The sequence below is a fragment of the Enterobacter quasiroggenkampii genome, from assembly GCF_043972695.1.
In the GTDB taxonomy this organism is placed as follows: domain Bacteria; phylum Pseudomonadota; class Gammaproteobacteria; order Enterobacterales; family Enterobacteriaceae; genus Enterobacter; species Enterobacter quasiroggenkampii.
The window spans coordinates 4,594,469-4,619,847 of sequence record NZ_CP143745.1 but is presented as its reverse complement, the minus strand read 5'-3'; the positions used below and the strand labels follow the sequence as shown (position 1 = coordinate 4,619,847).

Sequence of the window (25,379 nt, the reverse complement as noted above, 5' to 3'; positions counted from 1 at the left end):
ACAGGAGCAAGCTATGCCTACCGTAGGTTGGATTCAGGAGACGGCCATTGACCTCTTTCTTGAACGAGGTTTTTCAGCGCATGAAAAAGGGTCTGCGACCAAATTTAAATGTCGTGAATGCTCGATGGAATTTTCTTCTATAGCAGAGCGTAGCCAACATGAACGCCTTCATCCTGTTGCGAATCCTATGCTTACCATCGATGGACGAGAGGTCATGGGAGATAACTTCAAACTTACTCGAGCGGTAGGTCCGGAAGACATTGTATTAAGTTGTGTTGATGAAATTGAACTGAACGGTGATGTTCTCGGAAACCCGGACGAGTTATTGAAACAACTCTGTTCAGCGAAGAAAGGCTTTTTTGATATTAAGCTATCGCGCCGGGGGATCCGCCCTAAGCGCATTAAGATTGATTTGCTGGTGGCCTCTCTGACTCAGCTTGAACAGGTCGATCAGAGTTTCTTGCGCTTGTTTGGCCGGGATGATTTCGATGGCGATACGATATCTCATTTCATAAGTGAAACGGAGGGCTGCGATGAAGTTATCTGGTACAGAGATGGGCTTATTCGTTATTTACATGGCGTGATGGCGAAGGATCAGCGCGCTGAACGATTAACCACTGAAGACTTTGCAAAGTGTTTTAATCGTTCACATCAGTTACTTGTGCAGTATCCCACGGCGTTATCGTATTCACTGTCTCAACTCATTAAATTCTCATTTAATGATTTCTCAGATTTCCATGGGCGATCGTCTATTTCTCGTCTGGATGACGCGTTGATGCTCTTCCGTGGGGATACTATTTTGACCAATGCTGGCGACCAGAATGTCATTTTAAAATTACCGACAGACCATATTACCAGCCGTATTCTGAATGATTATGTCGCCCATTTTTCACGCTATACACTGGAAAGCCTCGAGCTAGCTATCGACCAGATTAACATCTCGAAACTGGTTAATCAGGATCGCCAAAAACTGAATTACCTTCGTTATCTCAAGGCGACAGAGGAAGGTAATCTTAAAGCTCAGCGTAACTACGGTACAAAATTAAAATATAGTGAAGTTTTTAACGTTACAGTTCCAGAATCAGAGGCTTTAGATGTCTGAAAATAAAGAAAAAAAGACAGGGACCTTATCCTTGAAACGAAACAAGGATCATGCGGAACCCCAAGTTAATGCAGCAGCCACTGAAACTGAATCAGTGATTGCCGAAACCCAGGCCGAGTTCGACAAGGCAGAACGTTTTTCAGACAAAGCGTCGTCAGAAGTAGCTGCGAGCAGTAGCAAAGCGAATGATGCTGAAAAAATAAAAACACTAGAGAGTATTTTAAACCAGCTGTTTATTCCTGTGACGAATAAGGATGGCAAGGTGCGTGCAAGTGCGCTAACTCAGGCATTGCAGACTGATTTAAAGCGCATACAGCAGCCTGGAAGAATACCTAACGAGGTACTTGAGAAGCTGATTGCATCTGTCGGGATGTCAGATCCTGAGTTCAACAAACTGTCGCAAGTAGTAATTCTCACTCAATCGAATCATGAGGTTAGCAAGGTAGTCCTCGATTTTGCCGTAAAGGCATTAAGTGAGCATTGGGTGGGCAAACACCTGGGGTACTCAAATCTCTTTCTGTCGGAGGCTGAACCTCTGAGTTTGAGTAATCCGGGGATTCTGGCGCACTTAACCCGTAGCTTTAGCGAACGCTATGAAGCAAGAATTACGTCGATTAAGGAGCAGCTTAAGCAGAAAGAGGGCTCAGATAAATCATCTTCTTCGCTTCGCTCACTAACTCCGGAGCATCTTCGCCAGCAATGCGAAAATTTGCTGACTATCTGTTATTTGTGGGCAGTAGAAACAGGCAAATGTGATGTAAAAATAGGCATTCAGGCATTCGAAAATCGCATCTTAGAGCGCGGTGATGGCTTAATCAATGAGAAGAAAATTTGTGGCTTTCTCGCTTCTCAACTCAGCGAGCCGCGAGGCGGTATCGCAGACACGATTAGATATTACGAAGAATTATTGAGCCGCGCTCGTGAAGGGCAGCGAGGCACTGAGACTAGAAATGAACAGCTCAGAAAAAATCTGAATAAAATTGAAGCGGAAAAGGCTCAACTGACGCAACGGGTTTCTGCACTGCAGCAGGAAATTGAGCTGCTAAAAGTTAGCCTAAGTCAGGTTAAAACCCAGTCTGAAGAGCAAGTGCTTGATGATAAAGCTCAGCGTGTACACCTGAAAGATGACGTCAGTAAGGCAAAATCACGCGCTTTCAATCTGTTAAATGAAGATGTTATGGAGCCACTTAAATTATCTCTTAATGCATTGCAGAGAGAAAAGCCGAAGGTGGAAATTGCGACACATTATGTCGAGCTGGTCCTTGAAAGCATTGAGAGAGAATTGTCATGGTTCAGAAAATAGGTATCGATTTTGGCACCACAAACAGTCTGATTTCAGTGGTGACGCGTGCTGGGAAAATTAAATCATTCGATGACTTAGGACGACCTCACCCTTCAGTTGTTCGCTATGAGAGCGATAAAACCATCTGTGGTAAAAAAGCAAAAGATAAGCTCGATCAGCATGGAATCGGTGTTTTAGGAAATACCGTTCGTGGCCCTAAAAAGCTGTTGGGTTGTTCTGATATCAATGTTGATGGGCGTTTACTCAGTCCTGGCGAAGTGGTGACTGAGTATATTCGATATCTTATTGAACACGCCCGAGATGAAGATGACGAAGAAAGTGCCGATTTGAAGAATGCAGTGGTGACTATTCCTGTTGCGATGGGAGGCCGCGAGCGGCAGGTACTTCGTGAGGCATTGCTAAACGCTGGTGTCTATGTTGAGAGCTTTGTACATGAGCCTCTTGCAGCCCTCTATGGCTATTTTCGTGATCAGGAAGACCCTAAAGGGGCACTAAGACGATTCGAAGGCAAGATGTTACTGGTGTTTGACTGGGGGGGCGGTACCCTTGATCTAACGTTATGCAAGGTGGTTAATGGCAATATCCTGCAAATCCTGAACCGCGGTAATAACTCCGTGGGAGGAGACTATCTTGATGATGCTATTCAGAAGTATGTTGAGCAAAAGCACGCAGAGCAGCACAACTGGGACGATGAGAGCCAGCTAGAGCGTAGTCCTGGGATGCTAGCCAAATTACAGGCGGCCTGTGAGCGTGCAAAAATCACGCTTTCAACCCACGACAAGACTTCTATCTTTGTGCCTGACTACTACCTTGGTGAAGGGGAAGAGTCGGAAATCGATTACTGGTTAACTCGAGAAGAGCTTGAGGCTATTTCTAAACGATTAATTAGCCAAGGGATTAATGAAATCGATGCGTTGTTAGCTGATAATCAGGCCGATATTGATAGGCAGACGATCGCTTTGTGTCTGGCTACTGGTGGGATGGTTAACATGCCCCTTATCAAACGGCAGTTGAGTGAGTTGTTTGGTATTGCTTCGCTTGAGATTTCAAAAAAGGGAGACCGTATTATTTCTGAGGGCGCAGCCTGGATCGCGTCGGATGAGTTGAAGCTGACATTATCAAAGCCTTTTGAACTACTCGAAGCACGCAATTCGATTCTGACTATCATCCCTGAGGGGACATTGCTACCGACCCGTGGAAATTCGATCAGCTATCCACAATCCATGTATTGCACAGACCCTCGAGATGGGAATGCACTTGCGTCGTTTAAACGACCACAAATGGTAGGTAAAACTGCTGCCGCAGATCCGCGCACCAACTATGGTGAATTGGTTATCCCGATCAACCCGGATTTTCCCCCTCTGGAAGAGAGAATTGAGCTGGAAATTAGCATCGATGAAAATCTGATTGTTCATGTTTCTGGTGTTGGCGGGGATATGCAGATCCCGCGCTCGACAGAGTTTTATGATCTTGAATTCGGTCTTGCAACGATGACGGTTCAGCCGGAATCAAAAAAAAAACGGCTTAAGTTAAAAGGCGAGAAAAAGCTTCCTTATGGCTTGATGATCAGAGCAAATGTGACGCCTGATAAAGAAGACTGGGAGCTTGTCCCAGGAGAACTTTTGAAAGCTTACAATGACGAACATCCGTTTCTGAGGAAGACTCTTACAGAACAACAAAGAACCGAATTTGTTCGTTATCAGCCATGCAGTAATTGTGGGGCCAGGTGGGGTAAAAATTGTTGCTCGAATAGCTGAGAAAGCTGATTCGCCTACCTATGGCCTTTTATCGTTGTGATTATTCAAGGGTTCTGCAGCCAGTAAATAATTGCTAGCTGCAAGACCTTGATGTGCACCAGTTAACTAAAACAGGCAAGGGTTCAGTGATTATCCTCACTCTGATTATGTCCTTTGAGGAGATAGTCGTATGTTAAGTGCGATTCACTGAGCACCATGTTATTACAGTTCTTAAGTGCCTTAACGTTAATCTTACCGGCCTAACAGCACATTCAAAGTTTGCGTGGGCAGTTGGCTGCTGGCAGAGAGACAACGATTGCCGTAACGTCTGGTTTTGGTATTGAAACGTTTTTTAGTGATGTTTTTCGCCAAATAACTGAGCCGATAAATAATCAGGCCGAGTAAATGGCTATCGCCACGTTTCCAGAAATAATAACTGTTAGATGGCAGGCTGAAAGTGCCCCCGGAAGAGGTCTGCCAGCGCTCCTCTATCATTGGGATGAGTTTCGCCGGATGCTGTATCTTTTGACCGTTAGCCATTAACACACAGTGATAATGCTGTTTCGGGCTGCGACCATGCTCACGAACCCACATCAGATGAAACCAGGTACCAGGATATTGTTTCTTCAGTGTGCTTGCCAGTGTCTGACTGAACTGGCTGATGACCTGATTAGACTCGCTGTGTTCTTTGACATGCAAGTCGAAACGTAGCACCAGCACTTTAGTCGATTGGCTGAATATCTCAGTAAGACAGTTCATCATCGCACGCATGATTTTAGGTTCAGGATATACCGCACGCTGAGACCATTCATACACGGGTAAGGCATAACCTTGATAGATAAAGACACCAAGCTTTTTTCTTGATATCTGAAACGGATTCATGGGTGTGCTGGTGGACATATATTATAAATAATCCTGAGTTAGTTTTGGAAATATGGCCATGAGGCCTGTAGCTCTGATGGTTTATTGTCTGTAAAAATTACGCCATTCAGGTTCATGCTTGTGATAAATAAAACCCGCAGGCTCCGGGAGCCTGCTGATTTTCGTTATATCCTTTAGCGTTTAACTATTTCTGGCGGCCAGCCCACAATGCACTGACCAAATTTATGGGGTGGGGGGAAATCGCCATTACGTATCCAGCGGTTAAGCGTCGGTAAGCTGATGCGAAGAAAAAGGCACACTTCAACTTTGTTGAGGTAACGGCGGAAAGAAACCGGTGCCATATTATTGTGAGAGAAAATATCCATATCGGACTCCCTAACGCTGATGACTCCAGACTAACAAATCAGAAAGCAGCCATGCGCAACTGTGAGAACCCAGTTTTTTGCGCGGGGGAAATTTGCCCTGATTTTCTAGCTCCCATGCACGAGAACGAGAGATGCTGGTAATCGATTTGCGCTCATCTTCACGTACCAATCTGTCGACAGTCAGTCCATAGGTTTTTAGAATGCTAAGTCGTTGTTCTGGTGAAACTTCAAACATTGATAATGCCTCTTTGGTTTTAATGGGTAGGAGGCATTCTGGTTCGTACGACTGGGGACGTATACCGAACCACTTACTGGTTCGGTGTTGATGGCTCAAAAAATGGTCTAAGCCGACCTTCTTTTCTGAGCAAACGTAGTTTGTCTTCGATAGCACGCGTGGCGTCAGGTCCATCCTTAGGCGAGTTATCGGGATTTAAGAGGATTTTTTTGCTCTGGGGTAGCTCAGGATTTTCTTTGAAGAAATTGATGACATCTTCATGTATGGCAGCATTTACTTCTTTCAACGTAAATGAAGCATCTGAAGGTCTGGGAGAGTGAACTTCCAAAAAGGCCATTGCAAGATTATGAATATGATTCTTGACTGTCTTCATGCGTTCATGGCTCTTCTGACCACCATTTTTCCGTTTTTTAGTTTCTCGCTGGTTTTCATCTTTTCTCATGCTGTTTACAACATGGCCTGACTCTACAAGCGTGATTTTGTTAAATCGGTCAGAAAGGTAACGCTTTACATTATCGAGTCGTAAGATGTTCAAATGGTTTAAAATAAATCGGGGAGCCAGTACCTGAAAATCGGCCTTTAAATCAGTAACTGAGCCCGGACCCATACCTACAATTTGTTGCTTTAACAGATGGCCGCTATCCTCGAAACGAACCTTGTAAACTGACTCCAATCCATTTTCAGCCACCAGTAAGTTATATAGCGCCACCTCAAGGTGTGATAGCAAATCCTTATCGTACTTACTCAGGTTTGGGGTTTCTTCGCTGACGAGGCGTTGCAGCAGAGCATGGATGTCCGAAGCAAAAGTGTTCATGTAAACCTTTAGTCTGGAAGTTGGCATTTCAGGTTCGAAGCCAAAACGTTACCTGACCCATTACCTGACCCAAATTTGACGCAAAGAAAAAGGACTTAGATAATTTCTCATCTAAGTCCTTGATATATTTGGTGGCCCCTGCTGGACTTGAACCAGCGACCAAGCGATTATGAGTCGCCTGCTCTAACCACTGAGCTAAGGGGCCGTGGCGGTGAATTATAAAGTAACTCCCCGCAGCAATCCAGCCATTCACACCTGCCTGCTGTTTTTATAAACAACGCATAATCAATCCTTTATACTTCCATAACGATGTATCAGCGGGAGTAAAGATGATCAACGATATTCTGGCCCCTGGCCTGCGGGTGGTGTTCTGCGGAATTAACCCTGGCAAGTCCTCGGCGCACACCGGTTTTCACTTTGCCCATCCGGGCAATCGCTTCTGGAAGGTGATCTATCAGGCCGGGTTTACCGACAGGTTACTCAAGCCCGAAGAGGAGCAGCATCTGCTGGACACGCGCTGCGGCATTACCATGCTGGTCGAGCGGCCGACGGTGCAGGCAAGCGAGGTCAACCTGCATGAGCTGCGCAGCGGCGGGCGGGAGCTGGTGAAGAAGATTGAAGACTACCAGCCTGCCGCGCTGGCGATCCTCGGCAAGCAGGCCTACGAGCAGGCATTTAGCCAGCGCGGAGCTAAGTGGGGTAAGCAGATCATTATGATTGGCGTGACGCAGGTGTGGGTGTTGCCGAACCCGAGCGGGCTCAACAGGGCGACGCTGGACAAGCTGGTAGAGGCGTATCGGGAGCTGGATGAGGCGCTGATGGTGCGGGGGCTTTAATCCTCTGCGGCCTGATGCCCTCACCCTCTCCCCACATGACTGAGGGATCCCCACAACGTTATGGCAGCACGGAACAGTCCCCTCGCCCCTCCGGGGAGAGGGTTAGGGGTTCAGTGCAGTCGCCACCACCCTGGCGACCCGGGCTCCCGGCGGTAAATCGCCGCTTCGCGGTGCCCTCGGCTTATTCCTTCCGGCTTATCGGGTACGGGCGGAGGTAACTTCCCTGTAAAGCCCGCCCTCTCGGCGCATCCATGCGCCTCGCCCCGGCCTGCAGGAAACGCCTCAGCGATTTACAGCCGGACCAGAGCATCGCTGAAAGTCTTCACTCGTTCTGAAACAAGGTTATTGCTTCTGCTTATAAATTACTGGGGAGCCCACAGTCCAAAGGGAGAGGGAATAAACAAAAAAAAAGCTCCCCGAAGGGAGCTTTTTCACGGTCAGGACAGGTTAGTCGTCCAGGAAGCTACGCAGCACTTCAGAGCGGCTTGGATGACGCAGCTTACGCAGCGCCTTCGCTTCGATCTGACGGATACGTTCGCGGGTAACGTCGAACTGTTTACCCACTTCTTCCAGCGTGTGGTCGGTGTTCATATCGATACCGAAACGCATACGCAGGACTTTCGCTTCACGGGCGGTCAGGCCAGCCAGGACGTCGTGCGTTGCGGCACGCAGGCTCTCGGTGGTGGCAGAGTCCAGCGGCAGCTCGAGGGTGGTATCCTCGATGAAATCACCCAGATGCGAATCTTCATCATCACCGATTGGTGTTTCCATGGAGATTGGCTCTTTGGCGATCTTCAGCACTTTACGGATCTTGTCTTCCGGCATCAGCATACGTTCGGCCAGCTCTTCTGGCGTCGGCTCGCGGCCCATCTCCTGCAGCATCTGGCGGGAAATACGGTTGAGCTTGTTGATGGTCTCAATCATATGCACCGGAATACGGATGGTGCGCGCCTGATCCGCGATAGAGCGGGTGATAGCCTGACGGATCCACCAGGTTGCGTAGGTGGAGAACTTGTAACCACGACGGTATTCAAACTTATCTACCGCTTTCATCAGACCGATGTTGCCTTCCTGAATCAGATCCAGGAACTGCAGACCACGGTTGGTGTATTTCTTGGCGATAGAGATAACCAGACGTAAGTTCGCTTCAACCATCTCTTTCTTCGCACGGCGGGCTTTCGCTTCCCCGATGGACATGCGACGGTTGATATCTTTAACCTGCTCGATGGTCAGGCCGGTCTCTTCTTCAATCTGCTGCAGCTTCTGCAGGCCGCGATACACGTCTTCTTTCACGTCGTGCAGTTTTTCAGACCACGGCTTGTTCATCGCAATAGCCGCGTTGAACCAGGTTTCGCTGGTTTCGTTGCCGGTGAAGAGGGTGATGAAGTTCTTCTTCGGCATTTTGCACTGCTCAACGCACAGCTTCATGATGATACGTTCCTGGGTGCGTACGCGATCCATCATCACGCGCATGCTGTTCACCAGGTAGTCGAACTGTTTTGGCACCAGGCGGAACTGTTTAAACACTTCAGACAGCTTCAGGATCTCTTCCTGAGCGGCAGCGTGGCTGCGGCCTTTCGCTTTGATGGTGTCACGCGTCACTTCGTACTGGGTACGCAGCTCGGCAAACTTCTCGCGCGCCAGTTCCGGGTCGATGCTGTTGTCATCGTCCGCGGTGTCGTCGTCGCTCTCTTCCTCATCTTCGTCTTCGTCGTCATCCATCTCTTCCTGAGACAGCTCAGAACCGACGTGAGTGGCGGTAGGCGCCATATCTTCTTCAGCGTTCGGGTCGACAAAACCGGTGATCAGGTCAGACAGGCGCGCTTCTTCCGCTTCAACGCGATCGTACTGCTCCAGCAGATAGGTGATCGCTTCCGGGTACTCGGCAACAGAGCACTGAACCTGGTTGATCCCGTCTTCGATGCGTTTTGCGATGTCAATTTCGCCTTCGCGGGTCAACAGTTCAACGGTACCCATTTCGCGCATGTACATGCGGACCGGGTCAGTGGTACGCCCGATTTCAGATTCCACGCTGGACAGTACCTGTGCAGCAGCTTCTTCCGCATCTTCGTCAGTGTTGTTGGAGGTTTCAGCCAGCAACAGATCATCGGCATCCGGTGCTTCTTCCATCACCTGAATGCCCATGTCATTGATCATTTGGATGATGTCTTCGATTTGATCTGAATCGACGATATCTTCCGGCAGATGGTCATTGACCTCGGCATAGGTCAGATAGCCTTGCTCCTTACCACGTTGGACAAGAAGTTTCAGCTGTGACTGCGGGTTTTGCTCCATAAGACGGTATCCACACTTAATTCGTTTGATTGGTGTCGGCGATGGGGCTGCCAACCTTTAAAGCGAGGGCGTACTTATATTTTTGCCGCTGCCTCTCAGTGCGGCTGCCGGGGGCTTCCCGATCGATATTCGGCACTTAAGCCGTTAAATACTTCATCCTTCACGTTGTCTCTGCGTTAGCTGCGTTCTCTCATCCTGGTCATGTACTTATGTACACTCCCAGGACTTCGTTCGCTTGCTGCCTTGATACAACGCGAATGATTTTGTCTTTCACTTATTTTCTTGCCAGTTCCTGGTTAATCATCCAGAGCTCCCGGCGTTCTTCGCTGCTTAAACCGTGTGTGCGCTCGCGAGCTATCAACTCTTCCTGGCGCAGCTCAAGCATCGAATCAAACATATGGTTGAGTGAGTCGGTGAATGTTTTTTCTGCAATGTCCTTATCTGCTATATCGTCCCACATCGACAATTTTTCAAGGGTAGCGGCCTCTTTTGTGCCGCGATAATGCTCTAAAAGTTGTCCGGTGGTCAGACCTGGCTGAGACAAACACGTGTTGACCAGTTCTGAAAATAAGCCAAGTCCGGGCAATTTTTCGTGGTTCAAACCCGCCAGCGACGGCACCTGTGGCGCCAGCTCGGGGTTTTGGACCAGTAACCCTATCAGTATACGCATGGTTGTGCGTTTTAGCTGAGGCGCGGGGCGAACCGTGCCGTTTTCAGCCTGTTTAGGCATTAAACGTTCAAGCTGGCTGTCATCCAGAATGCCGAGCTTGTTGCCTAGCTCCTGACGCAGGTAGATGCGCAGCGTTTCGCCGGGCACCTGACTGATTAACGGCAGCGCCAGCGTGCTGAGCTGCGCGCGCCCGTCAGGGGTACTCAAATCGACCTGCGGCATCAGGCTGTTAAACAAAAACGTGGAGAGCGGCTGAGCCTGCTCCATCCGCGCTTCAAACGCCGCTTTACCCTCTTTACGCACCAGCGTATCCGGGTCTTCACCGTCGGGCAGGAACATAAAGCGCAACTGACGCCCGTCGGTCATATAGGGTAGCGCGGTTTCCAGCGCGCGCCAGGCGGCGTCGCGTCCGGCGCGGTCTCCGTCGTAACAACAAATCACGTTGTTGGTCACGCGGAACAGCAACTGGATGTGATCCGCTGTCGTGGACGTTCCTAACGACGCCACCGCGTAGTTGATGTCGTACTGCGCCAGCGCAACGACGTCCATATAGCCTTCGACGACCAGAAGACGCGGAGGTTCCGCGTTATCCTGCTGCGCCTCATAAAGACCGTAAAGCTGGCGGCCCTTATGGAAAATATCGGTTTCCGGGGAGTTGAGGTACTTCGGCAGGGCATCACCCAGCACGCGACCACCAAAACCAATTACCCGGCCTCGCTTGTCGCGGATTGGGAACATCACCCGTTCGCGGAAGCGGTCGTAGCTTCGTCCCTGGTCGTTGGTGACCAGCATGCCTGCATCGATGAGAGATTTACGATCTTCGCTATTGCCGCCAAAACGCTTTAACACGTTGTCCCAGCCGGGCGGGGCGTAGCCAATAGCGAAACGCGCAATGACATCGTCGCTCAGTCCGCGCTTGTTCAGATACTGACGCGCAGGCTCAGCCGCAGAGTGCTTAAGAGACTGTTGGTAAAACGAATTCAGGCCATCCATCAGTTGATACAGCGTTTGCCGTTGATGGCGCTCGATCTGACTTGGCCCACTGCCTGCTTCATACGGCACTTCAAGGTTATGCATTGCCGCCAGCTCTTCGACGGTTTCAACGAACTCGAGCTTGTCGTAGTTCATTAAAAAATCAACGGCATTACCGTGAGCACCACAGCCGAAGCAATGGTAAAACTGCTTTTCACCGTTTACGGTGAAGGAGGGGGTTTTTTCGTTATGGAACGGACAGCACGCATGATAATTCTTGCCCTGCTTTTTCAGCTTTACCCGCGCGTCGATGAGATCGACGATGTCGGTTCTGGCGAGCAGGTCATTGATGAAAACGCGTGGGATTCTTCCGGCCATATGCCCCAAAATTTAAGCGACTTATAAACGAAAACAAGCCGCGCATTCCTTCCGGAAGCACGGCCTTACGACTATTACTCTGTCTGTCAATTGAGGGCTGAGGCCCTCAACCAATTAGTACAGACGAGTACGGCGTGCGTTTTCGCGAGCCAGTTTCTTCGCGTGACGTTTCACAGCGGAAGCTTTAGCGCGCTTACGTTCGGTCGTTGGTTTTTCATAAAACTCACGACGACGAACTTCAGCCAGAACACCTGCTTTCTCGCATGAACGTTTGAAGCGACGCAGTGCTACGTCGAACGGCTCGTTTTCACGTACTTTAATTACCGGCATGTAACTCTCACCTTTAATAAATTCGGTTTGCCGCTGGCATCAACGCCAGCTTATTTCAAAATGGTGCGGAATTTTACTGCAAATGCTGCTGCTTTGTAAAGCACCGATGCGATTTTGAAAGGGACTTTAATAAGGGTGAGGAGTATACACGAGCCTTCTTCCTGGGGCGAACAAAGTTTTACATCAACCCGCCCAGGCTCTACACTGCGCGGTATTGAAACGAGGTAAAACAAGTCATGCGTGTACTGGGTATTGAAACATCCTGCGATGAAACCGGCATCGCCATTTACGACGACGAAAAAGGGCTTCTGGCCAACCAACTGTATAGTCAGGTGAAATTGCACGCTGACTACGGCGGCGTCGTGCCTGAACTGGCCTCTCGTGACCACGTGCGTAAAACGGTTCCCCTGATCCAGGCGGCGCTGAAAGAGGCCGGGTTGAGCTCAACCGATATTGATGCCGTGGCCTATACCGCCGGTCCGGGCCTGGTCGGCGCGCTGCTGGTCGGCGCGACGGTTGGCCGTTCGCTGGCCTTCGCGTGGGACGTGCCGGCCATCCCGGTTCATCATATGGAAGGACACCTTCTGGCACCGATGCTGGAAGAGAATCCGCCTGAATTCCCGTTTGTGGCGCTGCTGGTCTCCGGCGGCCATACGCAGTTGATTAGCGTCACGGGCATTGGCAAGTACGAGCTGCTGGGCGAGTCGATCGACGACGCCGCCGGTGAAGCGTTCGACAAAACCGCCAAGCTGCTGGGACTCGATTACCCAGGCGGCCCGATGCTGTCCAAAATGGCGTCGCAGGGAACGGAAGGGCGCTTTGTCTTCCCGCGTCCGATGACCGACCGTCCGGGGCTGGACTTCAGCTTCTCCGGGTTGAAAACCTTCGCAGCCAACACGATCCGCAATAACGACGACAGCGATCAGACCCGCGCCGATATCGCCCGCGCGTTTGAAGATGCAGTGGTGGATACGCTGATGATCAAGTGCAAGCGCGCGCTGGATCAGACCGGCTTCAAGCGTCTGGTGATGGCGGGCGGCGTCAGCGCCAACCGCACGCTGCGCGCGAAGCTCGCCGAGATGATGCTAAAGCGTCGCGGAGAAGTGTTCTACGCGCGTCCGGAATTCTGCACCGATAACGGGGCGATGATCGCCTACGCCGGGATGGTGCGCCTGAACGCTGGCGCAACGTCTGACCTGAGCGTGTCCGTGCGTCCGCGCTGGCCGCTGGCGGAACTGCCTGAGGCGTGAGTTTTTTTGCCCGGTGGCGCTGCGCTTACCGGGCCTACAAAACCGTAGGCCGGGTCAGGCGGAGCCGCCACCCGGCAACAAACCGCACTACACCCGCAGCATCCCTTTCTCTTCCAGAAACGCAATAATCGTCCCCAGGCCGTCCCCCGCCTTCAGGTTGGTAAACGTCCATGGACGCTCGCCGCGCATGCGGTTGGTATCGCGCTCCATCACCTCCAGCGAGGCGCCGACGTACGGCGCAAGATCGGTTTTGTTGATCACCAGAAAATCGGATTTGGTGATCCCCGGCCCGCCCTTGCGCGGAATTTTTTCCCCTTCGGCCACGTCGATCACGTAGATGGTCAGATCCGCCAGCTCCGGGCTGAACGTCGCGCTCAGGTTGTCCCCGCCGCTTTCCACGAAGATCAGGTCCAGATTACCGAATTTCTCGCTGAGCGCTTCCACCGCCGCCAGGTTCATTGAGGCATCTTCGCGGATGGCGGTATGCGGGCAGCCGCCGGTCTCCACGCCCACAATGCGCTCCGGCGCCAGCGCACCCGCTTCGGTCAGGATGCGCTGATCCTCTTTGGTATAGATATCGTTGGTCACCACCGCCAGGTGATACGTGTCGCGCATCGCCTTGCAGAGCGCTTCCAGCAGCGCGGTTTTGCCCGACCCTACCGGGCCACCCACGCCCACGCGCAGGGGATGTTTGTAATCAGCCATGTTGACTCCTCAGGAACGGAATAGCCGTGAATATTGGGTTTCGTGGCGCGCGGAGGCGATGGCGGACAGCGGCGTTGCTGCGCCCAGCGCGTCGTCGCGACGTAAAAAGGCCTGTTCAAGCCCGGCGGCAAAATGGTCGCTCAGTTCGATAATCAGCTGCTGCGCGGCCTGCTGCCCAAATGGCACCAGCTTGACGCCCGCCATGACCGCGCTCTCAATCCAGCTGTATCCCAGGCTCAGCGCCAGCTCGCGCACGTCAATGCCCCATCGCACGCCGAGCCACGCCATGCCGCAGAGCTGGCTTTGCCTGCACAGCGCCAGCCATTCTGCCGGGCAGTCCGGCTCCCAGCTTTTAATCAGGCGCGTAAAGGCCGCTCCGCGGTTGCGTTCTTCTTCGCGCAGCTCGCGCGTTTCCCGACAGGCGAGCAGGTATGCCGTCCAGCGTCTGGCCGTTGCCAGATCGTGCCGATCGCAGGCCTGACAGAGACGGTGAAACAGCGGCAGATCGACGCAGAAAAAGCTCTGCTCCATCTGCTGGATCTGCCAGCGTTTAAAGGCGTCGGCGTTCGTGACCCAGCCCGCCTCAACGGCCCACTCCAGCCCCTGCGACCAGGTAAACGACCCGACCGGCAGGCTGCTGCTGGAGAGCTGCATCAGGCGCAGCCTCTGACGGGCGAGCTCCATCAGCTCATCAGCGCCAGCAGGGCGGACACAATCAGCCCGCCGCCAAAGGTTTTACGCAGCCCGTCGTGACGGCGCAGCAGCAATCCTGCGGCGAAACTGGCGCACAGCACCGTGGCGCTGGCGAACATAAACCCGCTGGTGAAGAGCCAGAAGTTATGGCCGGACATCTCCACGCCGTGCGCCCAGCCGTGGAACATCGCCAGGGCAGGCACCGCCAGCAGCAGGCGATTTTCGGTTTTAAACATCATCACGCCGCTGACCGCCAGCGAGGCGATAATCAGCATCTCCATGCCGCTAAAGCCGCCGAGCAGACTGCCCGCAACGGCACCGACAAGCATCATCCCGAGGGTGGCAAACGGCAGCAGGAGCTTGCGGCCGCTCAGCGCCGACAGCACGCCTGCACCGGTCAGCATCAGGAGATGATCGAGCCCGGTCAGCGGGTGGAAAAAACCGGCCTGAAAGCTGTCGGCGCCGTGGCCGGGATGCGCGAGCGCGGGAACGGAAAAGGCCAGCAGTAACAGGGGAAGTAACTTGCGCATGATGGATCCTTAATGTGAATGGGTATGAGCATGGCTGTGGCTATGGGCATCGCTGGCATACGCGCCCGCTTCCGGTTCAAACGGCAGGCTGGCGTAGATTACCTCCAGCCCAAACTGGCGCAGCATGTCGTCGAGAACGTGATCGTGGTGATAGCGCAGCTCGCCGGGCATGACCTGCAGCGGCACGTGGCGGTTGCCCAGGTGGTAGCAGGCGCGGGCGAGCAGGAACGGATCGGCGCAGCGCACCACGGAGACCGACTCCGGGGCGGCGATCACTTCGATCACTTCGCTGCCGTCGTCGGTGGTCAGCAGGTCGCCCCCGCGCAGTAGCAGGCCGCGCGGCAGCATCAGCCCGGCTTCGCGGCCGTCGTTAAGCGCCACGCGGGCGCGGCTTTTCACCCGCACGTCAATCGGCAGCGTGACGCTGGCGGTAGTCTGATGCGCATGGTCCAGGCGTTGGGTCAGATAAATCATCATCACTCCTCAAAACAGGAAATAGCGTTGCGCCATCGGCAGAACGTCAGCCGGTTCGCTGGTAATCAGTTCACCGTCGACGCGCACCTCGTAGGTTTGCGAATCAACGGTGATGTTCGGCTGCAGAGCGTTGTGGATCATGTCGGCCTTTTTCACCGTCCGGCAGCCTTTTACCACCGCCGTGGCGCTCTGCAGGTTGAGCTGCTGGGGGATACCGTTCGCGTGAGCCGCCTGCGAGACAAACGTCAGCCGCGTGGCGTGGCGCGCGGCACCCAGCGCGCCAAACATCGGGCGGTAATGGACCGGCTGCGGCGTGGGGATTGAAGCGTTGATGTCACCCATCGGCGCACAGGCGATCATCCCGCCTTTGACGATGGTGGCGGGTTTTACGCCGAAGAACGCCGGGGACCAGACCACCAGATCTGCCAGCTTGCCCGCCTCAATCGAGCCCACTTCATGGGCGATACCGTGGGTCAGCGCCGGGTTAATGGTGTATTTGGCGACGTAGCGCTTCACGCGGAAATTGTCGTTCTCGCCGGTCTCTTCCGGCAGCGCGCCGCGCTGGACCTTCATGCGGTGCGCCACCTGCCAGGTACGGATAATCACTTCCCCGACGCGGCCCATGGCCTGCGAATCTGACGACGTGAGCGAGAACGCGCCGATGTCGTGCAGCACGTCTTCGGCGGCGATGGTCTCCCGACGAATGCGGGATTCGGCAAACGCCACGTCCTCGGCGATATCCGGGTCGAGGTGATGACAAACCATCAGCATGTCGAGATGCTCGTCGATGGTATTGACCGTGTAGGGCAGCGTCGGGTTGGTGGAGGAGGGCAGAATATTCGGGTGTGCGCAGGCGGTGATGATATCCGGCGCGTGGCCACCGCCCGCCCCTTCGGTGTGGAAGGTGTGGATGGTGCGTCCGCCAATGGCAGCCAGCGTATCTTCGACAAACCCGGACTCGTTCAGCGTGTCGCTGTGCAGCGCCACCTGAATGTCCATCTCTTCGGCCACCTCCAGCGAGCAGTTGATCGCCGCAGGCGTCGCGCCCCAGTCTTCGTGAATTTTAAGCCCGATGGCGCCCGCGGCAATCTGCTCGCGCAGGGCGTCCGGATTGGATCCGTTACCTTTGCCGAGCAGGCCGATGTTCACCGGCAGCGTATCGGCGGCCTGTAGCATGCGGGCGATATACCACGGCCCTGGCGTGCAGGTGGTGGCGTTGGTGCCCGCCGCGGGTCCAGTGCCGCCGCCGATCATGGTGGTGACGCCGGAGACCAGCGCCTCCTCCGCCTGCTGCGGGCAGATCCAGTGGATGTGGGTGTCGATCCCACCTGCGGTGACGATCTTCCCTTCGGCAGCGATGACTTCGGTTGCGGCACCAATCGGGATCGTCACGCCGGGCTGAATGTCGGGGTTGCCGGCTTTGCCGACGGCAAAAATCCGCCCGTTCTTGACGCCGATATCGGCTTTCACGATCCCCCAGTGATCGACGATCAGCGCGTTGGTCAACACCAGATCCACGCAGTCGTCTGCGGTCATCTGCCCCTGGCCCATGCCGTCGCGGATCACCTTCCCGCCGCCGAACTTGACCTCTTCGCCGTAGATCGTGAGATCGTCTTCCACTTCAATCCACAGCTCGCTGTCGGCCAGCCGCACTTTATCGCCGGTGGTGGGGCCGAACATATCGGCATAGGCCTGGCGCGAAATCTCAGCCATGTTTCACCTCACCCATTACCTCGCCGCGAAAGCCGACAATGCGCTGCGCACCCGTGACCTGAACCAGCGTCACTTCCCGCTTCTGGCCGGGCTCAAAGCGCACGGCGGTACCTGCCGGGATGTTCAGCCGGTAGCCTCGGGTCACCTCACGGTCAAACTTCAGCGCCGGGTTGACCTCGTAAAAGTGATAGTGCGATCCGACCTGGATCGGCCTGTCGCCGTGATTTTCGACAATCACGGTTTGGGTTTCGCGCCCGACGTTGATCGCAATCGCGCCGGGCTGGATCTGGTATTCGCCTGGGATCATCACGCGCTCCTTAGACGATCGGGTTGTGGACGGTGACGAGCTTGGACCCGTCCGGGAAGGTGGCTTCCACCTGGATATCCGGGATCATCTCCGGCACGCCCTCCATCACCTGGTCGCGGGTCAGGACGTGGCGGCCCGCCTCCATCAGCGAGGCAACGGTTTCACCATCGCGCGCGCCTTCCATGATGAAGGCGCTGATCAGCGCGACCGATTCCGGATAATTGAGCTTTACCCCGCGCGCAAGGCGGCGTTCGGCAACTAGCGCGGCGGTGAACAGCAACAGCTTGTCTTTTTCTCTGGGGGTCAGTTCCATAACGTTTCTCTTATGTCTGCCAGATACGCGGCGAACAGGCGGTTTTGGTGGTGAGAAGCGGGCGAAGCGACTGCCAGACGTCGCGCATCACCCGCTGACAAATCAGGTTATCGTGGGAGAGAAAGCGCACCGACATGAGATCGTCTGCGAGCGTGGCACCCGCAAACGTATCCAGCGGGGCGAGCAGCGCACGCGCCGCGTCGAGATGTTCTTCTCTGGCCGGGTAGAACAGCAGCGTGCCAATCCACGGATGCCCGGCGACGGGCGTGAGATCGCCGTCGGCAAGGTGCTGACGTTCAATCAGGCGTGGCTCGTCCTCAACCCAGACTTCAAGGCGGCTTTCCAGCGTGCCGTGGCTGAAGGTCTCATTGATTACCGGTCGTCCCAGGCAGTACAGCTCCCACGCCAGCAGCGTGCTGGAGGCCTTCAGGTGGAAGACGGAGCGCAGCGCGGCATTCGCACCGGGGAAGATAATGGTGTCCTGCGGCAGCCACTCCAGCGTGGATCCCTCATCGAGATAAAAGTGCTGATGCAGGCGAGCCTGCGGGCCGCTGCTGCGATAGAACTTGCTGGCGCCGGGCATGGTGATAAGCGCATGGCTTTTGGCGTCCAGACGCACGGTGATATCCAGCGTATCCCCGCCCACAACCCCGCCCGGCGGGTGCAGAAGATAGAGGTGGCAGGTCTCGCCTTCGGGATAAAATGGACGCTGAACGGTAAGCGGCCCGACGTGATGAGCGGAGTGCAGGAGGGTTTTCTCAGGGGTGTGACAAAACTGCAGGGCAAGCGACGCCTGCCAGCCTTTGTATGAATTATCAGTGACCTGAGCTGCTAACATGCTGCATCCATCTGCTCATCATCGGGTCGTTTCAGTATGCCCTGGCAGAAATGAAGGCTGTCATATGAGTCGCTTATGGATAGCGGTTAAGACGAAACAAAAAAGCACGCCCGGAGGGCGTGCTGTCTGACAAACATCGCGATGCCGTTATTTCAGGTGCTCATGCAGCGCTGCGCCAGCCTGCTCCAGGGCAACCTTGACCGTAGGCTCTTCGCTCAGTGGATTGAGCAGGCCGTAATCGTGGATCATGCCGTTATAGCGCGTGACGGTCACCGGGACGCCAGCCGCATCCAGCTTACGCCCGAATGCTTCACCTTCATCCCGCAGAACATCCAGCTCTGCTGTCTGAATCAGCGTCTCCGGGAAGCCTTTCAACTGCGAGGCGCTGGCGCGAAGCGGAGAGGCAAGGATATTGTTGCGATCGGCCGCGTTGGTGGTGTAGTTATCCCAGAACCATTTCATCATGTTTTTCGACAGGAAATAGCCGTTCTCGAACTGGTTATACGAGGCAGTATCAAAATTCGCATCGGTCACAGGCCAGAGCATGACGTTGTAGCGAATTTTTGGCCCATTAAATTGTTTTGCCTGTAGCGCCACGGAAGCCACCATATTGCCGCCCACGCTGTTACCGACCAGACCCAGACGGCTACCGTCCACGCCAATTTCCTGACCGTGCTCGGCTACCCATTTTGTCGCTTCAAAGGCCTGATGAATGGCCACCGGGAAATGGGCCTCAGGTGACGGCGTGTAATCAACGTAAACCGCTGCGGCACCTGACGCGCGAACCAGATCTCTGATTAAGCGTTCGTGGGTTGGGAAATCACCCAGCACCCAGCCGCCGCCGTGGAAGAACATAAATGCCGGGAGCGTGCCGGTCGCGTTTTCAGGTTTCACTATTTTCAGTTTGATCGCCTGACCATTTACCTGGATCGTTTTTTCTGAAACCTGAGCGGGCGGCAGTTTTGCGCCTTGCTGCGCGCCGATCAGTACCTGACGGGCCTCCTGCGGGGTCATCTGTTCCATTGGCTTACCCTTGCCCGAATTCAGAACATTAAGAAATGCCTGTACGCCTGTGGTCGGAGTAGGGGTATTGGTGGTGTGAGCGGACGCTGCAGCAGACGCGAACACGGAAGAAACCAGGATGGCGGCTAATGTTTTCATGGTAGTACCTCTTTAAGCGAGTGTTAGACAGTGATGCTGTTTAAGTTGTGCGCTATTAAGTTGTTGTTGTAATACTTGCGCGCAAGATACTTTTAGTCAAACTTTATTTATAATTTTTTTATAAAACTGACTAAGGGTTGAAAGAGAAATGAAAGAAAACAAGACGTTAGATGATTTACTTTGCTTCTCACTGTACTCGGTCACCAACGCGTTCGTTCGGCAATATCGTCCCTTATTGCAGGAAATGGATCTTACCTATCCACAATTTGTTGTTTTGATGGCGCTTTATGAGAAAGACAACATTCCACTTCGCGATCTCAGCGATAAGACGTTTTTTGATTCGGGCACATTGACCCCGCTGGTGCAAAAGCTTGAGGCAAAAGGGTTTCTCAACCGTATCGCGGTTGTGGGTGACGAAAGAATGAAAAATGTCGTTCTGACGGAGAAGGCTAACGCACTGAAAAAGCAGGTGATGACGCTGCCGGACCAGATACGCTGCAGCATGCGGATGAATGATGAAGAGCTTGAGATGCTGAAAAAACTTTCCCGGACGCTGCTGGATGATTTGTAAGAACCCTTCGGTGGGGTTAACCCACCGAAGCGAGGTCATTAGCGGTAATCCTCCGCATCCACATCATACCCCGACGGCTCCCAGCGGATCGCCAGCAGCGAGGCCAGGCCGATAAACGGCGCCAGCGCAATTACCCAGAACACGGCGGTATCCAGCGAGGCGACCAGCAGCGGGAACAGGAACAGCGACAGCGTCGAACTGCTGCGCATCAGCGTCTGGTTAAGGCCCACGCCAACGCCGCGCAGCGAGGTCGGGTAGCTCAGCGAGGCAAACGTCATGGTATGTGCGCCCGGGCCGAAGCCCTGGCCGAACAGGAAGAGCGCCAGCATCGCCACGGCAAGCACGCCTTCGGTGGCGCCTTCCGGACGACCAATCAACCCCAGGCCCAGCAGCGCGACCAACTGGCAGGCGTAACCCGCCAGCGACATTCGCCATGCGCCGAAGCGCGGCACGTATCGTACCGCCAGCAGTCCGCCAACGAAGGCAAACAGCAGGTTAAGCGCCAGAGATATCAGGATGGTGGTCAGCATCGACTGGACAAAGAAGCTGGAGATGATCACTGGCAGACCAAACGCCACCGCGTTATAGGCGAACGAGGAGACGACGGACAGCAGCGTGGCGAGCGTGGTGCGCCGCAAGTAGATCCCGCGGAACAGGTTCAGGTAGTTTGACCATTTCGCTTTATTCACGACGGGGGCTGGCTGGCTCAGCGCATCCTGCGGCACGTGGGCATTGATGTTGTATGAGTGGCGTAAAATGGACGCTGCCTCCTTCAGGTTGCCCTGATTTGCCGCCCAGACCGGCGATTCGCTCATATAGCGGCTGCGGATGGCAATAATCACCAGCGCCGGCACGGCACCAAAGCCGAGAATCAAACGCCACAGCCAGTCGCTGTGGCTTTCCGGCAGCACGGCGTAGAAGAAAAGCACCAGCAGGTAGGAGATACTGATGGCGGCATACCAGGTGGGGCACCACATGGCGACGCTGGAGGCCTTATTGCCGGGACCTTTCAGCCTGGCGAACTCGCTTAAAAATGCCATCGCCACGGGAAGGTCGATCCCGACGCCAAGCCCCATGACAAAGCGGGCACCCGCCAGCATATATTCGTTCGGAGCCAGCGCACAGGCAATAGCCGCTACGACGAAGAACACCATATCAGCCATAAAGACGCGATAGCGCCCGATTTTATCCGTGAGATAACCGCCGAGCAGCGCCCCGACAATGGCGCCAAAGGTAATGGCCGAGGCCACCATGCCGGTACCGGCGGGCGTCAGGTTAAATTCGCGGGTGATGTCTTTAATGCCGAAGGCCAGCGCGCCCAGATCGTAGGCATCGAGGAAAATCCCGCCCAGCGCGATACCGACCACGATGCGAGCATTGGCCCGACCCTGAGAACCGTCATTAACGAGGCGTGAGACATCCGAGGCGCTGCGCACCCACTGGATGTCGCCATCGAGGTGTTTTCCTGCCGTTGAAAGGGGAGTGGTTTCTGTGATTTCTGCCATTTTCTTCTGATGTGGTTGTGTTGTGTCATTAACAGTTACCACAGGCAGAAGGTGACCAAAATCACATTTGGCTATAAGGCATAACTAACCTTACGGGGCGTCTTTTTTCTTCCTCTTGAGCTTCGTCCAGATTTTTGTCTCCTGACGACGCCACAGGCGCTGAATATTATCGTGATGACGCAGCAGGATAAGGCAGGAGAGCATCGACACCGGGAAGGTAAACTGGGGTTTAAACCACCAGACGTAGAACGGCGCGATCAGCGCGCTGACGATGGCGCCCAGCGACGAATAGCCGCTCAGCAGAATGGTCAGTAGCCAGGTCCCGGCCATCACGCCGGTTAGGTCCCAGCCGATAGGCGCAATGGCACCAAAGGCGGTCGCCACACCTTTGCCGCCTTTAAAACCGAAGAATACGGGCCAGATGTGGCCGACACAGGCAGCAATCGCAATGAGCCCCAGCCAGAACGGCGTGACGCCCAGCGCATACGCGCCCCAGACGGGTAGCATTCCTTTCAGAACATCAAAAATCAAAACCGCTACGGCTGCTCCCTTGCCGCCAATTCGTAGTACGTTGGTCGCTCCCGGATTCCCGGAACCACTTTCACGCGGGTCAGGTAACCCGGCGATGCGGCAGACCAGAATGGCGCTGGAGATTGAGCCGCAAAGATAGGCGAGGAGGATCATTCCAGGCGCGATTGCACTCATAACGCTGTTCCGTTTTGAAAATGTATCTGTATTCTCAGCATCTGTGGATAATACGCATAATTCGCCGGAAGTGGTATCCGGTTTAGCCAAAAAGCAGGCAGGTCGTGATGGATATTGTATTTATAGAGCAACTTTCGGTAATCACCACTATTGGTGTTTACGACTGGGAACAGACCATCGAGCAGAAGCTGGTGTTCAATATCGAAATGGGCTGGGATAACCGCAAGTCGGCAAAAAGTGATGACGTGAATGACTGTCTGAGCTACGCCGATATCAGTGAAACGGTCATCGCCCACGTTGAAGGGCAACGTTTTGCGCTGGTCGAACGGGTGGCGGAAGAAGTCGCAGAACTGCTGCTGAAAAAATTCAACTCACCGTGGGTGCGCATCAAGCTGAGCAAACCGGGCGCGGTGGCGCGCGCCGCCAACGTTGGCGTCATCATCGAGCGTGGCACAAATCTGAAAGGCAAGATTTAACGTCATAATAGCTAAACCCTTTTAGGTTATATCTGTCTTATAGCTGTATCTTTCACGGTAGCCGTTGGGGCGACCGTTTTTTTTATATTTTTTTAGGGGTTTATAGATGAGCGATATGCACTCGCTGCTGGTGGCGGCAATACTGGGTGTGGTCGAAGGATTGACGGAGTTTTTACCGGTTTCCAGTACCGGCCATATGATTATCGTTGGCCATCTGCTGGGCTTTGAAGGCGATACCGCCAAAACGTTCGAAGTGGTTATCCAGCTGGGTTCGATTCTGGCGGTGGTGGTGATGTTCTGGCGCCGTCTGTTTGGCCTGATCGGTATCCATTTTGGCCGTCCGCCGCAGCACGAAGGGATGAGTAAAGGCCGCCTGTCGCTGATCCATATTCTGCTTGGGATGGTCCCGGCAGTGGTGCTGGGGCTGGTTTTCCACGACGCCATCAAATCGCTGTTTAACCCGATTAACGTGATGTACGCGCTGGTGGTGGGCGGCTTCCTGCTGATCGCCGCGGAAGTGCTGAAGCCAAAAACGCCGCGCGCGGAAGGGCTGGACGATATGACGTATCGTCAGGCGTTTATCATTGGCTGCTTCCAGTGTCTGGCGCTGTGGCCGGGCTTCTCACGTTCAGGCGCAACCATCTCCGGCGGGATGCTGATGGGCGTAAGCCGTTACGCCGCGTCAGAGTTCTCGTTCCTGCTGGCGGTGCCGATGATGATGGGTGCCACCGCGCTTGACCTCTATAAAAGCATCGGTTTCCTCACCACGGGCGACATTCCCATGTTCGCCGTTGGCTTCATCACCGCGTTTATCGTGGCGCTGATTGCCATCAAAACCTTCCTGCAGCTGATTAAGCGTATCTCGTTCATTCCGTTCGCGATCTATCGCTTCATCGTTGCCGCTGCGGTATACGTGGTCTTCTTCTGACCGATGGCCCTCAGTCTTTTGGCTGAGGGCAATGCTTTTCCTTCCAGTCAGAGACCGCCTGAATTCGCCGTTTCGTGAGTTCTTCGCGAATTTCCGGTCCTTTGAATCCCGCCTCGACGACGTCCTTCGTCGGCACCGCTTTCGCTACCTCCCAGGCTTTACGCAGTAAACGTCCCTGCGGGTAGTCGCACGCTTCAAACCCGGTACGCCCGCGCACGTCAGCTTCGCTGGTCAGCGCGATTTGCTCCACGCGCTGGGGTTTGCGCCAGGCGTCGATGTTATCGAAAAGCTTAACGATGGTGGCCGGTTTCAGGATGGGGAAGGTGTGGATCAGATCGTGGAATTCGGCCACCAGTTTCGCCAGATCGCGGATTTCGTTCGGCACGCGCAGACGCTGGCACAGACCCTCGACCAGCTTCACCCCGGCCGGACCGTGCCCGTGATGCCGAGGCCAGAGCTCTTTTGGCGTCAAGCCTTTGCCCAGATCGTGGCACAGGGTGGAAAAACGCACGTCCACGTCAGGGCTGAGCATGGCCGCCATGCTCAGGGTCATCAGCGTGTGCACGCCGGTATCAATTTCCGGGTGCCATTTCGCCGGAGCCGGGACGCCAAACAGCGCGTCTATTTCCGGGAACAACACCTTCAGCGCGCCACAGTCGCGCAGGACCTGGAAAAAGACCTGCGGGTTACGCGTGGTGAGGGCATTCTCCGTCTCTTTCCAGACGCGCTCTGGCGTCAGGTGTTCAAGCTCGCCCGCCCCGGTCATGGCGGTTATCAGCGCCATTGTCTCATCGGCAATACGGAAGCTGAGATGGGCGTAACGCGCGGCAAAACGCGCCACGCGCAGCACGCGGAGCGGATCTTCAGAAAACGCCGGGGAGACGTGGCGTAAAAGACGGTTGCGCAGATCGTCCTGGCCGCCATAAACGTCAACAATCTGGCCGTGCTCGTCCTGCGCCAGCGCGTTAATGGTCAGATCGCGACGCAGGAGATCTTCCTCCAGCGTGACGTCAGGCGCGGCATAGCAGGTGAAGCCCGTATAACCCGAACCTGATTTCCGCTCGGTACGCGCCAGGGCATACTCTTCGCGGCTTTTCGGGTGCAGGAACACGGGAAAATCGCGGCCTACCTGCTGGTAGCCCGCGTCGAGCATCTCTTTCGGGGTGGCGCCCACCACCACCCAGTCTTTATCTTTGACCGGCAGACCTAACAACGCATCACGAACCGCACCACCGACCAGATAACTCTTCACGCCTGACACTCCCGTTTTCTCTTTTCCAGAATGATACGTA

At 54.4% G+C, this 25,379-nt stretch carries 27 protein-coding genes and 1 tRNA gene; 8 read left to right on the top strand and 20 right to left on the bottom strand.

What is annotated here, in order from left to right:
* Positions 1–13 precede the first annotated feature (13 nt).
* Genes V1572_RS21970 through V1572_RS21960 form a run of 3 tightly spaced genes read left to right on the top strand, consistent with a single transcriptional unit; the run spans position 14 to position 4,162 of the window.
* Entirely contained in the window at positions 14–1,102 is a 1,089-nt protein-coding gene (locus tag V1572_RS21970; RefSeq protein ID WP_063943554.1) for a hypothetical protein, read from the top strand.
* Positions 1,095–2,405, top strand: coding sequence for a hypothetical protein (locus V1572_RS21965; RefSeq protein ID WP_063943556.1), 1,311 nt, complete (start codon positions 1,095–1,097; stop codon positions 2,403–2,405). The genes V1572_RS21970 and V1572_RS21965 overlap by 8 nt, the downstream gene beginning before the upstream one ends.
* On the top strand, positions 2,390–4,162 hold the full coding sequence (locus V1572_RS21960; protein ID WP_063943558.1) for an Hsp70 family protein: 1,773 nt from the start codon (positions 2,390–2,392) through the stop codon (positions 4,160–4,162). The genes V1572_RS21965 and V1572_RS21960 overlap by 16 nt, the downstream gene beginning before the upstream one ends.
* A 231-nt stretch (positions 4,163–4,393) precedes the next feature.
* Here V1572_RS21960 and V1572_RS21955 read toward each other — a convergent pair whose 3' ends face one another.
* The 5 genes from V1572_RS21955 to V1572_RS21935 form a co-directional block, all read right to left on the bottom strand.
* Positions 4,394–5,041 carry an inovirus-type Gp2 protein gene (locus V1572_RS21955; RefSeq protein WP_395299592.1) on the bottom strand — a complete coding sequence of 216 codons (648 nt, stop codon included), beginning with the start codon at positions 5,039–5,041 and terminating at the stop codon, positions 4,394–4,396.
* A gap of 155 nt (positions 5,042–5,196) precedes the next feature.
* On the bottom strand, positions 5,197–5,388 hold the full coding sequence (locus V1572_RS21950; protein ID WP_023331332.1) for an AlpA family transcriptional regulator: 192 nt from the start codon (positions 5,386–5,388) through the stop codon (positions 5,197–5,199).
* Positions 5,389–5,398: 10 nt separating this feature from the next.
* Positions 5,399–5,623: an AlpA family transcriptional regulator gene (locus tag V1572_RS21945; protein ID WP_023331331.1), complete on the bottom strand. Its 225-nt coding sequence runs from the start codon at positions 5,621–5,623 to the stop codon at positions 5,399–5,401.
* 73 nt (positions 5,624–5,696) lie between these two features.
* On the bottom strand, positions 5,697–6,437 hold the full coding sequence (locus V1572_RS21940; protein ID WP_395299591.1) for a hypothetical protein: 741 nt from the start codon (positions 6,435–6,437) through the stop codon (positions 5,697–5,699).
* A gap of 129 nt (positions 6,438–6,566) precedes the next feature.
* Positions 6,567–6,642 (bottom strand) — tRNA-Ile (locus tag V1572_RS21935).
* 124 nt (positions 6,643–6,766) lie between these two features.
* On the opposite strand from V1572_RS21935, the gene mug reads away from it, so the two are divergent.
* Positions 6,767–7,273 (top strand): G/U mismatch-specific DNA glycosylase, encoded by a 507-nt coding sequence (gene mug / locus V1572_RS21930; protein WP_395299590.1) that lies wholly within the window; start codon positions 6,767–6,769, stop codon positions 7,271–7,273.
* Between the two features lie 447 nt (positions 7,274–7,720).
* On the opposite strand, the gene rpoD is transcribed toward mug, so the two are convergent.
* The 3 genes from rpoD to rpsU form a co-directional block, all read right to left on the bottom strand.
* Entirely contained in the window at positions 7,721–9,568 is a 1,848-nt protein-coding gene (rpoD, locus tag V1572_RS21925) for an RNA polymerase sigma factor RpoD (protein ID WP_025758549.1), read from the bottom strand.
* Between the two features lie 274 nt (positions 9,569–9,842).
* Entirely contained in the window at positions 9,843–11,588 is a 1,746-nt protein-coding gene (dnaG, locus tag V1572_RS21920; RefSeq protein ID WP_048028960.1) for a DNA primase, read from the bottom strand.
* 114 nt (positions 11,589–11,702) lie between these two features.
* On the bottom strand, positions 11,703–11,918 hold the full coding sequence (gene rpsU / locus V1572_RS21915; RefSeq protein WP_001144069.1) for a 30S ribosomal protein S21: 216 nt from the start codon (positions 11,916–11,918) through the stop codon (positions 11,703–11,705).
* A 236-nt stretch (positions 11,919–12,154) separates the two neighbouring features.
* Between rpsU and tsaD the strand changes: the two genes are divergently transcribed.
* The gene (gene tsaD / locus V1572_RS21910; RefSeq protein WP_262751999.1) at positions 12,155–13,168 is read left to right on the top strand and encodes a tRNA (adenosine(37)-N6)-threonylcarbamoyltransferase complex transferase subunit TsaD; all 1,014 of its coding nucleotides are present in this window, start codon (positions 12,155–12,157) and stop codon (positions 13,166–13,168) included.
* An 87-nt stretch (positions 13,169–13,255) separates the two neighbouring features.
* Here the strand turns inward: tsaD and ureG are convergent, their stop codons facing one another.
* The 9 genes from ureG to V1572_RS21865 form a co-directional block, all read right to left on the bottom strand.
* Positions 13,256–13,873, bottom strand: coding sequence for an urease accessory protein UreG (ureG, locus tag V1572_RS21905; RefSeq protein WP_008503187.1), 618 nt, complete (start codon positions 13,871–13,873; stop codon positions 13,256–13,258).
* A 9-nt stretch (positions 13,874–13,882) separates the two neighbouring features.
* Entirely contained in the window at positions 13,883–14,557 is a 675-nt protein-coding gene (locus tag V1572_RS21900) for an urease accessory protein UreF (RefSeq protein ID WP_395299589.1), read from the bottom strand.
* Entirely contained in the window at positions 14,557–15,096 is a 540-nt protein-coding gene (locus tag V1572_RS21895; RefSeq protein WP_023619349.1) for a HupE/UreJ family protein, read from the bottom strand. The genes V1572_RS21900 and V1572_RS21895 overlap by 1 nt, the downstream gene beginning before the upstream one ends.
* Before the next feature lie 9 nt (positions 15,097–15,105).
* Complete coding sequence (gene ureE / locus V1572_RS21890) at positions 15,106–15,570, bottom strand: urease accessory protein UreE (RefSeq protein WP_395300005.1); 465 nt, start codon at positions 15,568–15,570, stop codon at positions 15,106–15,108.
* Between the two features lie 9 nt (positions 15,571–15,579).
* Positions 15,580–17,283, bottom strand: a complete 1,704-nt coding sequence (gene ureC / locus V1572_RS21885; RefSeq protein ID WP_024906477.1) for an urease subunit alpha — start codon at positions 17,281–17,283, stop codon at positions 15,580–15,582.
* Entirely contained in the window at positions 17,276–17,590 is a 315-nt protein-coding gene (locus tag V1572_RS21880) for an urease subunit beta (RefSeq protein ID WP_024906478.1), read from the bottom strand. Before V1572_RS21880 ends, ureC begins: the two co-directional genes overlap by 8 nt.
* A 10-nt stretch (positions 17,591–17,600) precedes the next feature.
* The gene (locus V1572_RS21875) at positions 17,601–17,903 is read right to left on the bottom strand and encodes an urease subunit gamma (protein WP_003862556.1); all 303 of its coding nucleotides are present in this window, start codon (positions 17,901–17,903) and stop codon (positions 17,601–17,603) included.
* 10 nt (positions 17,904–17,913) lie between these two features.
* Entirely contained in the window at positions 17,914–18,741 is an 828-nt protein-coding gene (locus V1572_RS21870) for an urease accessory protein UreD (protein ID WP_048028969.1), read from the bottom strand.
* Between the two features lie 147 nt (positions 18,742–18,888).
* Entirely contained in the window at positions 18,889–19,902 is a 1,014-nt protein-coding gene (locus V1572_RS21865) for an alpha/beta hydrolase (RefSeq protein WP_395299588.1), read from the bottom strand.
* Positions 19,903–20,050: 148 nt separating this feature from the next.
* On the opposite strand from V1572_RS21865, the gene V1572_RS21860 reads away from it, so the two are divergent.
* The gene (locus tag V1572_RS21860; protein WP_395299587.1) at positions 20,051–20,473 is read left to right on the top strand and encodes a MarR family winged helix-turn-helix transcriptional regulator; all 423 of its coding nucleotides are present in this window, start codon (positions 20,051–20,053) and stop codon (positions 20,471–20,473) included.
* Between the two features lie 38 nt (positions 20,474–20,511).
* Here the strand turns inward: V1572_RS21860 and V1572_RS21855 are convergent, their stop codons facing one another.
* Both V1572_RS21855 and plsY read right to left on the bottom strand, forming a co-directional pair.
* Positions 20,512–21,978: an MFS transporter gene (locus V1572_RS21855; RefSeq protein ID WP_395299586.1), complete on the bottom strand. Its 1,467-nt coding sequence runs from the start codon at positions 21,976–21,978 to the stop codon at positions 20,512–20,514.
* Between the two features lie 90 nt (positions 21,979–22,068).
* The gene (gene plsY / locus V1572_RS21850) at positions 22,069–22,683 is read right to left on the bottom strand and encodes a glycerol-3-phosphate 1-O-acyltransferase PlsY (protein WP_008502955.1); all 615 of its coding nucleotides are present in this window, start codon (positions 22,681–22,683) and stop codon (positions 22,069–22,071) included.
* 107 nt (positions 22,684–22,790) lie between these two features.
* Between plsY and folB the strand changes: the two genes are divergently transcribed.
* Positions 22,791–23,159 (top strand): bifunctional dihydroneopterin aldolase/7,8-dihydroneopterin epimerase, encoded by a 369-nt coding sequence (folB, locus tag V1572_RS21845; RefSeq protein ID WP_395299585.1) that lies wholly within the window; start codon positions 22,791–22,793, stop codon positions 23,157–23,159.
* Between the two features lie 106 nt (positions 23,160–23,265).
* Complete coding sequence (gene bacA / locus V1572_RS21840) at positions 23,266–24,087, top strand: undecaprenyl-diphosphate phosphatase (protein WP_023617357.1); 822 nt, start codon at positions 23,266–23,268, stop codon at positions 24,085–24,087.
* 10 nt (positions 24,088–24,097) lie between these two features.
* On the opposite strand, the gene V1572_RS21835 is transcribed toward bacA, so the two are convergent.
* On the bottom strand, positions 24,098–25,339 hold the full coding sequence (locus V1572_RS21835) for a multifunctional CCA addition/repair protein (protein ID WP_395299584.1): 1,242 nt from the start codon (positions 25,337–25,339) through the stop codon (positions 24,098–24,100).
* Between the last annotated feature and the right edge of the window lie 40 nt (positions 25,340–25,379).